Origin of the sequence: Pontibacterium sp., from assembly GCF_964228735.1 — a bacterium.
Classification (GTDB): domain Bacteria; phylum Pseudomonadota; class Gammaproteobacteria; order Pseudomonadales; family Balneatricaceae; genus Pontibacterium.
The window spans coordinates 1-12,991 of record NZ_CAXRBQ010000178.1; the positions used below are offsets into that span (position 1 = coordinate 1).

General features: G+C 50.8%; 16 protein-coding genes. 11 read left to right on the forward strand and 5 right to left on the reverse strand.

The annotated features are described in order from the left end of the window. Positions 1-293 precede the first annotated feature (293 nt). Positions 294-887 carry a helix-turn-helix domain-containing protein gene (locus ACEQ15_RS18830; protein WP_370280799.1) on the reverse strand — a complete coding sequence of 198 codons (594 nt, stop codon included), beginning with the start codon at positions 885-887 and terminating at the stop codon, positions 294-296. A gap of 646 nt (positions 888-1,533) precedes the next feature. Here ACEQ15_RS18830 and ACEQ15_RS18835 point away from each other — a divergent pair. From ACEQ15_RS18835 to ACEQ15_RS18850, 4 genes are all read left to right on the forward strand, one after another. Further along, positions 1,534-2,538, forward strand: coding sequence for a TRAP transporter substrate-binding protein (locus ACEQ15_RS18835; RefSeq protein ID WP_370280800.1), 1,005 nt, complete (start codon positions 1,534-1,536; stop codon positions 2,536-2,538). Positions 2,539-2,621: 83 nt separating this feature from the next. Further along, positions 2,622-3,179: a TRAP transporter small permease gene (locus ACEQ15_RS18840; RefSeq protein WP_370280801.1), complete on the forward strand. Its 558-nt coding sequence runs from the start codon at positions 2,622-2,624 to the stop codon at positions 3,177-3,179. A 12-nt stretch (positions 3,180-3,191) separates the two neighbouring features. Continuing rightward, on the forward strand, positions 3,192-4,535 hold the full coding sequence (locus tag ACEQ15_RS18845) for a TRAP transporter large permease (protein WP_370280802.1): 1,344 nt from the start codon (positions 3,192-3,194) through the stop codon (positions 4,533-4,535). A 69-nt stretch (positions 4,536-4,604) separates the two neighbouring features. Continuing rightward, the gene (locus tag ACEQ15_RS18850; RefSeq protein WP_370280803.1) at positions 4,605-5,105 is read left to right on the forward strand and encodes a universal stress protein; all 501 of its coding nucleotides are present in this window, start codon (positions 4,605-4,607) and stop codon (positions 5,103-5,105) included. Between the two features lie 109 nt (positions 5,106-5,214). On the opposite strand, the gene ACEQ15_RS18855 is transcribed toward ACEQ15_RS18850, so the two are convergent. After that, positions 5,215-5,382: a hypothetical protein gene (locus ACEQ15_RS18855; RefSeq protein WP_370280804.1), complete on the reverse strand. Its 168-nt coding sequence runs from the start codon at positions 5,380-5,382 to the stop codon at positions 5,215-5,217. Between the two features lie 329 nt (positions 5,383-5,711). On the opposite strand from ACEQ15_RS18855, the gene ACEQ15_RS18860 reads away from it, so the two are divergent. The 6 genes from ACEQ15_RS18860 to ACEQ15_RS18885 all read left to right on the forward strand — a co-directional run bounded on the left by ACEQ15_RS18860 (position 5,712) and on the right by ACEQ15_RS18885 (position 10,092). Then, positions 5,712-6,410: a hypothetical protein gene (locus ACEQ15_RS18860; protein ID WP_370280805.1), complete on the forward strand. Its 699-nt coding sequence runs from the start codon at positions 5,712-5,714 to the stop codon at positions 6,408-6,410. 57 nt (positions 6,411-6,467) lie between these two features. Beyond that, positions 6,468-7,601 carry an aminotransferase class V-fold PLP-dependent enzyme gene (locus ACEQ15_RS18865; RefSeq protein WP_370280806.1) on the forward strand — a complete coding sequence of 378 codons (1,134 nt, stop codon included), beginning with the start codon at positions 6,468-6,470 and terminating at the stop codon, positions 7,599-7,601. Positions 7,602-7,802: 201 nt separating this feature from the next. Then, a complete protein-coding gene (locus ACEQ15_RS18870; protein WP_370280807.1) occupies positions 7,803-8,147 on the forward strand; it encodes an antibiotic biosynthesis monooxygenase in 345 nt (114 codons plus the stop codon). 119 nt (positions 8,148-8,266) lie between these two features. Next, positions 8,267-8,944, forward strand: a complete 678-nt coding sequence (locus ACEQ15_RS18875) for a haloacid dehalogenase type II (protein WP_370280808.1) — start codon at positions 8,267-8,269, stop codon at positions 8,942-8,944. A 73-nt stretch (positions 8,945-9,017) separates the two neighbouring features. Continuing rightward, complete coding sequence (locus ACEQ15_RS18880; RefSeq protein ID WP_370280809.1) at positions 9,018-9,428, forward strand: hypothetical protein; 411 nt, start codon at positions 9,018-9,020, stop codon at positions 9,426-9,428. A gap of 118 nt (positions 9,429-9,546) precedes the next feature. After that, positions 9,547-10,092: a MerR family transcriptional regulator gene (locus ACEQ15_RS18885; protein ID WP_370280810.1), complete on the forward strand. Its 546-nt coding sequence runs from the start codon at positions 9,547-9,549 to the stop codon at positions 10,090-10,092. Between the two features lie 74 nt (positions 10,093-10,166). Here the strand turns inward: ACEQ15_RS18885 and ACEQ15_RS18890 are convergent, their stop codons facing one another. The 3 genes from ACEQ15_RS18890 to ACEQ15_RS18900 all read right to left on the reverse strand — a co-directional run bounded on the left by ACEQ15_RS18890 (position 10,167) and on the right by ACEQ15_RS18900 (position 12,520). Continuing rightward, positions 10,167-10,838 (reverse strand): 2OG-Fe(II) oxygenase, encoded by a 672-nt coding sequence (locus tag ACEQ15_RS18890; RefSeq protein WP_370280811.1) that lies wholly within the window; start codon positions 10,836-10,838, stop codon positions 10,167-10,169. Between the two features lie 4 nt (positions 10,839-10,842). After that, positions 10,843-11,331 (reverse strand): MgtC/SapB family protein, encoded by a 489-nt coding sequence (locus tag ACEQ15_RS18895; RefSeq protein WP_370280812.1) that lies wholly within the window; start codon positions 11,329-11,331, stop codon positions 10,843-10,845. A 571-nt stretch (positions 11,332-11,902) separates the two neighbouring features. Beyond that, a complete protein-coding gene (locus ACEQ15_RS18900) occupies positions 11,903-12,520 on the reverse strand; it encodes a LysE family translocator (protein WP_370280813.1) in 618 nt (205 codons plus the stop codon). Positions 12,521-12,805: 285 nt separating this feature from the next. On the opposite strand from ACEQ15_RS18900, the gene ACEQ15_RS18905 reads away from it, so the two are divergent. After that, a partial coding sequence (locus tag ACEQ15_RS18905) for a hypothetical protein (protein ID WP_370280814.1) occupies positions 12,806-12,991 on the forward strand: 186 nt, incomplete at its 3' end.

Consider the following 12,991-nt stretch of genomic DNA (forward strand, 5'->3'; position numbering starts at 1 on the left):
GATATTTGAATGTTCATTTTCACTTCGGTCGCGAAGTCATCATGAAAAAATGCAGTGCATAAGAACACCCGATCGTGCCGTGTATCCAAACAGCAAAACGCAAGACAAAGCGCCGCACGGTATAGAGGTACCAAGTGACGAATCGGCCCCTGCCCTGTTTAACGGGGTTCCACATGGGTTCATTAGAGTTATAGGTATAACAAGTAAGATAACGGTATAATATTCAGCCACAAAAAAGGGCGACTATAAAAAGCCGCCCTTGATCTAATGAAGACTATGTCGTCTGGTGGTGATCAGTAGCCGCCGCCGACAATCGTCCAGACCACGACACATTCTTGATCATCGGATGGATTACGAACCCAGTGTGGTTCTTCACCGGTCAGGGAAAAGCTATCACCTGCCTGAAGCAGAAAACGCTTTTCGCCCACACCCAGCTCCAGCATGCCAGACTGAATAAAGCCCGCTTCTTCTCCTTTACGCTCACGGGACTCGGTGCTGCCTGCCTGGGGTGCAAACGTTGTGAGGATCATCTGTATCTGATCACTCAGACGGGGGGACAGAAGTTCTTCGCGTATACCGGTACCAGAGAAGTTGAGGCTGCGGCGGGCATCGTTGCGAACGATGTAGTTCAGTTCATCCATAGGTGCTTCATTATCCGCGTGGAAGAACCAGCTAATCTGTACGCCTAATACTTCACAGATCTTTTGCAATACGGGGATAGGCAATGCGGAAACGCCCCGCTCTACCTGACTGACATATCCCACGGAGCGATCGATCTTCTCCGCCATTGTGGTCAGGGTAATTTTCTTAGCTTTACGCAGATCGCGAATCTGGCGTCCGATACGCAAGTTTTCGGATTCTGCCGTTCCTTTCTCTGTTTCACTCATACGGTACCCGCTATACAACGTGTCATTTGTCAGGCGCGTTACCTGGCCCCACAGGCATCACCTTCAGAACTCGTTCAGTTTTTGGCATCCAATACTATCAGGATGAAGTTTAATCTTAATTTTTCATATATTTTATTGTTATTATCTATAACTTTCATCTATTTAACTTAACAAAGTTTTTTGGTCAGAGTATGCGACCGCGTTTGCAAGCACAAGACGTCCAGACGCTGTTAGCCTTTGATTTCCGGGAGATTCCGCATACAAAAACATAACTTGGACCGCGCACGCTCTGGTCCAAACTCAGCTATATTGAATACATCGCCATTCCTTTGTAGGCCGCATGTTTACTGGCTTTCGCGCTGGCTCCACTGGGCCGCGATAGCTGGTCCTAAACAAGAAAATCTCATAGGTTGAGTATGTATAACATTATCACGCTGAGATTCTGCAACCTGCTGGTAACACAAATCCAGTAGAGCCCAATCAACAGATTTCAGGGAGTGATGATAATCCGGGAGCATCTGATGTGACCGTCGGCTACCACAGAGACACTGCATATCGCCGTTCACGGATTGGTCAGCATCACCTGACCACCATGACTCTCCCACCCGTCGCCGGATGGGTGGATCAAAAAATTCAGGAGTTACTTATGAAACATAAGAATAAAATGGCAAAAGTACTTTCCCTGACCGCAGGCCTTCTCTTCTCCGCAAGTGCAATGGCAGCAAACTGGAATATCGCCGTAGGTGACGGCGGCGGTAGTGCTCAGGAACAGCTAGGTCTCAAGTTTATCGAACTGCTTGAGAAGAAAACCGACGGTAAACACTCCGCTAAACTGTTCCTGAACGGTCAGCTGGGTTCCGAGCAGGACACCGTCAACGATGCAGCGCTAGGCACTCTGGATTTCTCTATCCTGGCTAGTAACAACCTCGCTCCTTTCTCCCCTTCTCTGGGTATCCTCTCTCTGCCATACATCTTCGAAAACCTGGAACAGGCTAAACAGACTGTAGACAGCGCTATTGGCGAAGAGCTGGTAAAAAACACCATCCGTGACTCAGGCGTGCGTATCGTAGGCTGGACCTACTCCGGTTTCCGTGTACTGAGTAACTCCAAGAAGCCAATCCAGAAACTGGCTGACCTGGACGGTGTAGTGGTTCGTGTACCTAAGAACGAGATCATGATCGACACCTACAAGTCCTGGGGCAACAACCCTACCCCAATGGCTTGGTCTGAAACCTTTACTGCTCTGCAGCAGGGTGTAGTGGATGGTCAGGACACTCCATACATCACCATCTACGCGATGAAGTTCGGTGAAGTACAGAAATACATCACTGACCTGCACTACCTGTTCCTGCTGGAACCACTGATCATCTCTGAATCTCTGTTCCAGGATCAGAACGAAGCAACACAGAAAGCTATCCTGGCTGCAGGTAAAGAAGCGACTGAGCACAGCTACCAATGGCTGCAGGAAAAAGAAGCGACCATCAAGAAAGAACTGGTTAGCAAGTACGGTATGCAGATCGATGCTCTGCAGGACGAAGCTGAGTGGGCTAAGAAAGCTCAGCAGGCTGTATGGCCTAAGTTCTACGAGTCTGTAGGTGGCAAGGAAAAAGTTAACCAGCTGCTGCGCGCTCTGGGTCGTGATGAAGTCTAAGTTGTAAGCAACTTAAACGGACTTTTCATCTATCTGGTCCACACATCGAGCCGGGTGTGTGGACTTCTACCGGAGACCACGACATGGGCAGCAAGATCTTTAAATTCCTTGATAATATTGAAAGCTACATCTGTCGTACACTGCTGGCCATGTTTGTGACACTGCTGTTCGCACAGATCGTGTCACGCCAGTTTTTCGACTACTCCTTCTCCTGGAGTGAAGAGCTTTCCGTATATATGTTTGTATGGTTTGTGTTCTTTGGCGCCAGCTACGCCGCCAAGCTCGCAGCCCACAACCGCGTAACCTTCCAGTACAAATTGATGCCATCCTGGATGCCACCAATTCTGGAAGTGATTTCCGATCTGATCTGGATCGGCTTCAACTGCTACTTCGTCTACCTGGCATACGATTTTGTCTTTAACCGTATGAACCTGTTCTGGAAGTCTCAGACTCTCGGTGTACCGATGAAGTACATCTACATGATTCTGCCGATCGCTTTCGCACTGATGACATTCCGCATCATTCAGGTGAACTACTACAAGCTGGTTAAAGGCATTGATATCCGTGATCCGGACTCTCAGGAACTTGATGAGATCTTCGAGCACGATATCGACGAAAACAACAATAACAAAGCCGCATAATCGGAGCAGGACATGGCTGAATCTTCCATTGTAATGATATTGTTCGGGTCCTTTTTGGTCCTGCTGGTGATGGGCGCCCCCGTGACGGTTGCACTGGGTGTGGCTGCACTATCATCGTTTCTGTATCTCGATCAGAACCCTATTAAGTTCGTACAGATCGCATTTACTTCTGTGGGCTCGTTCCCACTGATGGCACTCCCCTCCTTCATCCTGGCTGGCGCCTTGATGGAAGCGGCGGGTATCTCGAAACGACTGGTACACCTTGCTGAGAGTTTCGCCGGGCCTGTGACCGGTGGTATCTCCGCAGCAGCCGTACTGGCGTGTATGTTCTTCGGTGCAATCTCCGGTTCCGGCCCTGCTACCACTGCGGCAGTAGGCATGCTGATGATCCCGGCGATGGTTAACCGTGGTTACGACAAAGGTTATGCCTCTGCGGTAACAGCCTCTTCCGGCGGCCTGGGTATCGTAATTCCACCATCCATCCCGATGGTAATCTTCGGTATCTCTGCGATCGGTCTGACCGTACCACCAGAAGCTATTGCTGCGCACGGTGAGTTCCAGAGCGTATCGATCACCAAGCTGTTCGTTGCAGGCTTCCTGCCGGGCGTGGTTATCTCCTGCTCCCTGCTGCTGCTGAACTACATTCGCTGTAAGCGTCTGGGTTACAGAGGCACCGAAGGTGGTTGGGATTTCGCCAACATCATGGACGCGTTCAAGACCGGTTTCTGGTCCATCATGGCGCCTCTGGTAATCCTGGGTGGCATCTACTCCGGCTTCTTTACGCCAACTGAGTCTGCGATCGTTGCGATCTTCTACACCCTGTTTGTCGGCACCTTTATCCATAGAGAGCTGACCTGGAAAGATCTGTTCCGCTCGCTGGAAACCACTACCTGGCTGTCCGGTCGTGTACTGCTGATCCTCTTCACAGCTACCGTATTTGGTCGCCTGCTGGTGGAGAATCAGATCCCTGCGATCGTGGCTGAGTCTATGCTGAGCGTGACCGATAACCTGTACGTGATCTGGTTCCTGATCATCGCCTTCCTACTCTTCGTAGGTATGTTCATGGAGACACTGGCGGCAATCATGATCCTGACCCCGGTACTGCTGCCGGTTACCTATAACCTGGGTATCGATCCGATCCACTTCGGTATCGTGATGGTATGTAGCTTGTCCATCGGCTTCTCCACCCCACCACTGGGTGAGAACCTGTTCGTAGCCTCCGGTATATCGAACATCTCGTTGGAAGAAGTTACCGTCAAAGCCCTGCCATTTGCCGCCATGTCGACTGTGGCCGTGTTTATCATCGCGTTCTTCCCAGAGATCGCCCTCTTCCTGCCTAGGCTCCTTGGCTACTAGCCAGCCTGATCCGGTTCAGCCGGCCCGTCCGGGTCGGCTGCTTAAGCTTTTGTAACGGGAACTACGATTATGCTACCTGAAATGCGCAAAATCCTTTACAGCACAGATCTGTCCAAAGGCTCCACTGCGGCGTTTGAACAGGCGACCTACCTGGCCAAGAAGACCGGTGCTGAGATCCACATTCTGCACGTTGTTGAGAAACTCTCGACCGATGCGAAGATCACCTTTCAGACCTACGTGATGGATTCCAAAAGCCGTCACGACATCCTGAAAGAACGTGTTCACCACGCAGAAGAGAAAATGAAACAGCGTCAGGATCGCTTCTGGAGTGAGCTCCATAAAGAAGACGCGGCGGTACGTCAGCAGATCAAATCGATCAAAGTTGTCGAAGCCTACCCTGCTGAAACGATCATCAAGCATTCCAAAGATATCGAAGCTGACATGATCGTGATGGGTACTCACGAGAAAGGCATCATGCACACCTTCCTGGGCAGCGTTGCGAAGAACGTTCTGAACCGTTCTCGCATCCCTGTACTGATCGTGCCACTGCCGGAGAAAGAGAACGACTAATCTCTTTTTCTGATACACACAAAAAAGCCCTGCTTCTTACGAACCAGGGCTTTTTTATTGCAAAGTTCAGCGGTTAAAGGGGAACTTCAAACCGCTGATCGCGTATCGCTTAGCCAGCGATACCAACGAAATCGTAGCGAGGCTGCTCTTCCTTAACAGGAGTCTTGGCTACTTCGCGCATCATCGGTTTTGTCTGCTTCACTGGTGCGCATGCCTTAACAGCCTGTGCAGGGGAACGAACAGTTACCGATGGTTGAACCGCAGCTTGTGCCAACATAATCCGCCTCACTTGAAGGTTGGGGCCAGTGTCGAACCATTAGCGGTTCGAATGGGGCCAGTTATTGATTTCTATTGGAGCCAGTATAGTTATTCCTTAAGAACTGTAAATGAATAAAAAAATCAATATTTATAACTTATAGAAATATAAAGCCTAAGTCACTAATAAATAACGTATATGCGAGCCGCCATCTGGTTAATGTTTATACGAATTATCTATACATTCTGGCCCTACTCTCCCTAAGGCATTGGTGCTTTGAGCTAAAGGAGCGCATTCCTATAGTGGTCTAATCCACAAAAGCAGACTGTATTGCTGAAGGTAGAGGCACAATGAACACCCGAATCGAGATAGAAACCAACTGCACCGACGCCACTTTCTGGACCACTCCAAGCACTTTGGTGGGCAGCGGGCATGACGCACGTAGCAGTCAGAACGGCCTGCTCACGATCATGTACGGCAGTCTGGAGCATGCATCACGATTCGACTGGCTCAACGCAGGCCGTACACTGGTCGACAAAACCTACATCAACATCCTCTGGCAAGCGGCCGACCTGCCGGCCACCGGCGTTGATCGCACCCGTATGGCTTCTGACCTGGATGCGTTTGTACGCGCTGAACTCATACCGATCTGGGATGAGTTTGAGCATATGTCCCATGACGAGCGGCACAGCCTGGCCGTAACTCTGGTTGATCGTTGTGCCAGTACTGTATTTGGCTCCGGTTATCAGGAAGAAGCAGCGAGCTGGCTGCTCTACTACCTCTGCCCGCAGCTGCCAATATTCCCGATGAACGATGCGCTCTGCAGTGCTGCTGCAGATACACAGGATCGTTCTGACCTGAACGGCTACAGCGACTATCACGCTGTATGCCGTCAGCAACTGACCCGGTTGCTGCCCCATATTCATACCGCCCCACCCGAGGCTGAGTACGGCACTCAACGCGAAGCCGAAGCCATCAACCACATCCTTCGCGCAAGCGACTGGTGGCTGCGTCGATGCTTTATTCAGCATTTGCTAAACGGTAGCTGACCGACTGCACATCGCGTCACACCGTTACAACAACAATAATATTTCGGAGGACTACCCATGCCCGGTTTACTGCCGCACGTGGACCCTGAGGGTCTGCTCGAATATTCCGTGGTTTACACCGACCGCTCCCTTAACCACATGTCCAAATCCTTTCAGGGGGTGATGAACGATATCTCCAGCACTCTGAAACAGGTTTACAACGCGCATTCCGTAGCAATTGTTCCGGGCAGCGGTACCTTTGCCATGGAAGCGGTTGCACGCCAGTTTGCGACCAATCGCAAATGCATGGTAATTCGCAACGGCTGGTTCAGCTTCCGCTGGAGTCAGATCTTTGAGATGGGTCGTATTCCGTCCGAAGAGATCGTGCTGAAAGCGCGCCAGATCTCCGATGAGGCCACCGCACCGTTTGCTCCGGCTCCCGTTGAAGAAGTGGTTTCCGCAATTAAAGCCGCACGTCCGGATATGGTGTTTGCGCCACACGTCGAGACTGCATCCGGTATGATCCTGCCGGATGATTACATTCGCGCAGTGTCCGAAGCTGTTCATGAAGTAGGCGGCATCTTCATACTCGACTGCATCGCATCCGGCACCATCTGGGTGGATATGGAAGCCTGCGGCGTTGATGTGCTGATCAGTGCACCACAGAAAGGCTGGAGCGGTTCTCCGTGCTGTGGCCTGGTGATGATGAACGAGACCGTTCGCCAGATGATCGACGACACCACCAGCTCCAGCTTCGCCTGTGATCTGAAGAAGTGGCTGCAGATCATGGAAACCTACGAGTCCGGCGCGCACGCGTATCATGCGACGATGCCAACTGACTCCCTGACCCGCTTCCGCGACGTGATGAAAGAGACCGAAGCGGTTGGCTTCGACAAGATCCGTGATGCGCAACAGGAACTCGGCGATCGTGTACGTGCCCTGCTGGCAGAAAAAGGCATCAAGAGCGTGGCCGCCGAAGGTTTCCAGGCGCCGGGCGTTGTGGTGAGCTACACCGGTGACTCTGAGATCCATAACGGTAAGAAGTTTGCCGCTCAAGGCCTGCAGATTGCAGCCGGTGTACCACTGCAGTGTGACGAACCGGAAGGCTTCCAAACATTCCGCTTAGGGTTGTTCGGTCTGGACAAACTAGCAGATGTTGAAGGCACCGTTGCTCAACTGGAATCAGCACTGAAGAGCGTGCTGAGCGAATAACAATCCGTTTAAATCCTTGTTCCCAAAGGGGGCAGCCTTATTTGTACAATCAGATAGCGCTGTCTCCTTTTTCGGGCTTTTATTTCATATACCTACCAGAGAATGTTCTGTTCTCTACGATTCATTATTCGCATCGCGAAATCTGGACTATAGTTTCTTCTAGTTTGTTTGAATTTGATTCGTGAGAAGCTAGGAGAAGTTATGTTTGCAGTGATCTTTGAAGTGTATCCAACTGCAGAGGGAAAAGAGGAGTATATGGAGATCGCCGCCAACCTTCGTACATTCCTCGAAGGCCGCGATGGCTTCATCTCCATTGAGCGCTTTCAGAGCCTGAATGAAGAAGGAAAGATCCTCAGCCTCTCCTTTTGGCGTGACGAAGAAGCGATAAGCGCGTGGCGCAATCTCTACGAACACCGCAGCGCACAGCAACAGGGAAAGCTGGAGCTGTTTAAAAACTACCGCATCCGTGTCGCCGAAGTGGTACGTGATTATTCCCTCACCTGCCGTCACGAAGCCCCTCGCGACTCTGTTGACGCCCTCGACTGATTGCCCGTTACCAGTTCAACTTTCGGCGTGAATACGTGTTCAACTATGTATTCACACCCTAGTTTCAAGTAGCGTTAATTTACTATCTTTTAGGACAGGCAGACCTGCAGGAGTAACAGATGACACCCACGCTGGCTTTTGATGTATACGGCACGCTGATTGATACCCACGGTGTTGTAGGCAAACTCACAGAGATACTGGGCAATGCCGATCAGGCGAAAGCTTTCTCTCAAACCTGGCGTGACAAGCAGCTGGAATACTCTTTCCGCCGCGGCTTGATGCAGAACTACACCACCTTCGCTGTCGTAACCCATGATGCCCTGAATTACACAGACAGCTTCTACAAAACCAATCTTAACGATACACAGAAAGATACCCTGCTGGCCGTCTATCGCACCCTACCCGCCTTTGGCGATGTTGAAAATGGCCTCACAGCGCTCAAAAACGCAGGATGCCGTATGTTCGCGTTTTCTAACGGCAGTCGTGATGCGGTCGAAACACTGCTCGATACGGCGGGAATTAGCCATTTCTTCGAGGGAGTGGTGAGTGTGGACGATATTAAGAGCTTTAAACCCAACCCAGGCACATACGCCCACTTCCTGCGCGAATCCGAAGCGAAGGCCAACGAAGCGTGGCTGATCTCCAGCAACCCGTTTGACGTAATCGGCTCCATCTCTGCCGGTATGCGCGCCGCGTGGGTGCAACGCTCGCCAGAAGCGATCTTCGATCCTTGGGGCATCGAACCCACCGCGATCGTAAGCACCCTTACCGAACTCGAAGAAAAAATCGTAGGTTAAGGCGTTGACCTTACTACGACCTTAAACCTTAAGGTGGCACTCATCACAGCAACACACTCCACCTGAGGTTCCAATGACCAACGTTTCTACACTCGACGACCAGACCTTTATCAGCCAGTTTGAAGCATGCACCCTCGATCCAGAGCACTTTGATCACCTAGGCCACCTCCGTCTGGGCTGGCTCTATGCCAGCCAGAATGCGTTACCTGAAGCGATCAGTAAGACCTGTGACGGTATTCGGCGTTATGCGGGTAGCCTCGGCGCACATGATAAGTTTCACTACACACTGACTGAGGCTTTTGTGCGGCTGATTGCACTTCGTGAGGCTGACAGCCCAGCCACCAGCGTTGATCAGTTTCTGGAGCAAAATGCAGATATCGTGGATAACGCGCTAGCACTGATCCACCAGCATTACAGTGAAGGGCTTTTGGAAACACATGAAGCAAAAAACCAATCTGTGGAACCCGATCGTTTGCCGTTATGATTTAAAAAAAGATTCGTTACATATTCTGTAGGGCAGGCTTTAGCCTGCCGGTAGCCTAAAGGCTACCATACACCGCACATCAACACCGGCAAACCTTATCAAGGGCTCAACAACACTCATGCACACCATCGGCCAACTGATGAAACGCTTCGGCCTGTCGCGTAGCACACTGATCTACTATGACGATATCGGCTTGCTGACGCCTTCGGCACGCAGCAACGCCAATTATCGGATGTACACCGATAAGGATCTTCAGCGTATGGAGCAGATCATCCTGTACAAGGAGGCAGGCCTGCCTTTGGAGGAGGTCGCGGCGTTACTCGATGAAAAGAGCACCGCACCTACCGAGCTGCTGGAACAACACCTGTCCAATCTAAACAGTCAGATCAGTCAGCTCCGCCAGCAACAGCAGAAAGTGGTTCAGCTGCTGGGTAAGGAATCCCAACTTCGCCATAGTCGCACCATGGATAAAGCGAAATGGGTGTCGATACTCGCAGCTACCGGCATGAGCGAACAGGATATGCAGCAGTGGCACGTAGAGTTCGAGCGCTGCCTGCCGGAAGCGCATCAGGATTTTTTGGAGTCTTTAGGCATAGAAAGCGGCGAGATCAGAACGATTCGCCGCTGTTCGCAAGAAGATTGGGTCAAGAGGAAGCACCATTAGTTTGAATCGTCAGAGTTACGAAACCCTATTAGCCTTCACGTCGCCAATCTCGCTTAGTGAATAACGAATGCAGCTTAACGAGGAGGATCAATCCTATCGGTCGTAGAGCTGTTCACTCGATACCAACCTGCAATCGAAAAACGATCCCGATATGCGGGCAATACTTCATGCGGAAACTCTTCACTGAGGAAAACAACCACGGTTCCCATCGCTGGTACCACCTTGATTCCTTCCTGGTCAGTATCACTGGTGTAAAGAACTAACTCTCCACCGTCATCAGCGGTCCAATCAGGATTCAGGTAAACCACCATCGTCAGTACCCGATTCGCCTCACCACGAAAGGCATCAACATGGCGCTTATAAAACGCGCCTGGTGAATAATGCGCAAAGTGACTTTCAAAGGAGAACAAACCCAAAATAAGCTTGCGGTTAATATACGTTTTAAGCCGCCCGGTCCAATCGAGCCACTGACGACCGGCAGCGGCATCTCCATTAATCCAACAAATACTGTCACGTCGAACAAAGCTGTTGCTCATATGCTCTTTGTCGCGCCCTATACCAGCCGCATTAAACTTCTCCTCATCCATCACCGCTAGATGGCTACTCAAAGAATGAACCAGACTGGGGGGTAAAGCACATGGATTAATGCTGTAACCTGTTTCACGGATATCAGAAGCGATTTTTGCAAAGAGCGTGCCATCACCAACGTCATCCGTCATACGGTGTATATGAGCTAATGCAGACATAATTTCATCCCACCCCGCTACCGAGGTTGATCTTCTTTTTAACGTGGGCGTGTACCCCACGCCCCAGGCTCGTTACATGACGCTCCAGGAAATCCACGCCCCACAAAAGCAACACCACGAGTAACGACAGCTTGATTGCCACCGCCAGATGGCCTGACGCGACCATCACCCCCAACGCTGCCAGAACCCAGATTGTCGCAGCCGATGTGACCCCAACGACGGCGCCATCTCGTGCAAGCATTACTCCAGCACCTAGAAAGCCGATACCCGTAATCACCTGCCCGACTACGCGTGAGGGATCCATTTGATTACTCGCGAGCAAATATGATGTCGCCAAGAACATGTATGTCCCCAGCGTGATCATTGAAGCCGTTCTAATACCCACAGGCTTGCCACGCAGCTGACGTTCCAACCCAATGACGCCGCCACAAAACAGAGCAGCACCGATTGATGGCCACTCAAAGGGCTCAATTTCTATAAAATGTTCGATCAAAATACACGCGCCTCAATCCCGATCTTCGCAACGTTTGCGAAGGGGATAGAAATGGTTTCCACGACTTTGAATACTCCAGGCTAGATGTTTCCCGATCATATCGATCAGACACCGAACACCCCGCGTGGTACGCGTTACAAAGGAAAAACAGAATGAAATACGTCAGTCCAAATAGGTTGGGGAAGATGCTTGGCACATCAAGAACTGACGGTTTGGGCACCCCAACGGATGAGGATTTAATGTTTAACTTTTATACCCAAATCTCAATCCGCACAAGCTTTTTTACACCACATATAAAAGTATTACGCTCATACAGAAAACAACCACTCGTGGCTTACCTTTCTCAATCGATTCACAGGGATTCAAAGAACGTTATGTGCTGTCTCGGTGACATAGATCCCAGATACGAAAGAACTGAAGATTTTTAGTGCATCCAGTCCGGTTACGCTTTACCAAACACGCGTATACCGGTGCTCTTTAGAGAGGCCAAAGTAAACAGCGGCGAGATCTAAATGATTCGCCGCTGTTCACAAGAGGATTGGGTACGGGACTAACCATCCCATGGAAAGTATCAGTTACGTAATGCCAGGTAAGCACCCGCACTTGCCATAATGGAACCCGCACTGCGGTTCAGGCGTTTCATGGCACGCTCAGAACGGAACCAACCGCGTGCTCTAGAGGCAAACACCGCGATCGCCATCAGGCCGATCATCAAGCCCACCAGCGTCAGTACAGATGCCAGCACGATGTCGGTAGTGCTCAGTACGGTCAGGTCCATAAAGGTTGGCAGGAACGCGATATAGAACAGGATCACTTTCGGGTTGGATGCCGAAATCAGAAAGCCCTGCACAAAACTTGCAGCCATACCAGATCGGGTTAACCGGCTGTCGCCCTGCTCAATGGAGACCGGTGCCGTCCACATCTTATATCCCAGGTACAGCAGATACGCCGCACCAACGATTCGAATCACCGTAAACAGCTCTGACCAGTGGGTCGCAATCGCCGCCAAACCCATACACGCTGCTATCAGGTACACGATATCGCTGATGGTCATACCCAGCGCCAGTAGCACGCAGCTATTCGCACCATTCATCAACGCTCGCGCCAGAATTGCGAACACACCCGGGCCGGGCGTAACGCCAAAAATCAAAACTGCGATGAAGAATGAGATTGCGCTTTCAATAGTCATGGTGCGAATGTCCGTTCGACGGCATAAACCTTGTGCCAAATGAGAAAGCCACATTATCTGTGACAATGTACTAACAGACCAGTGAAAACTATGCATCAGTGCCCGGCATTAGCCCTCTGAATAGAGGATTTAGGCATAAATACCGTACCGATGCCGAATTTTCGATTATAGTTTTTTTAAGCGTTGACCGTGCTTTGCACCTCGCATCAGTCCAGCAGTGGATCTGCGTATCAGGACACCCAACACAGGATGTTCATAACCTGTAATGTCCGGAACACCGAGTTAATGAAGTTCTTCGCCAGGAACAGTTGTTACTTATTACTGATTACAGTCACTTTCCTGTTTTCACACTCCACTCTTGCGTACGTCGACACCTCCAATCTCGCTCATCACTATTACAACGCGCCTACAATGCTTCAGCTCCCATCTGTAGAAGCAGTTCAGGCAGAGCAAACACCAATCAGCGAAGCC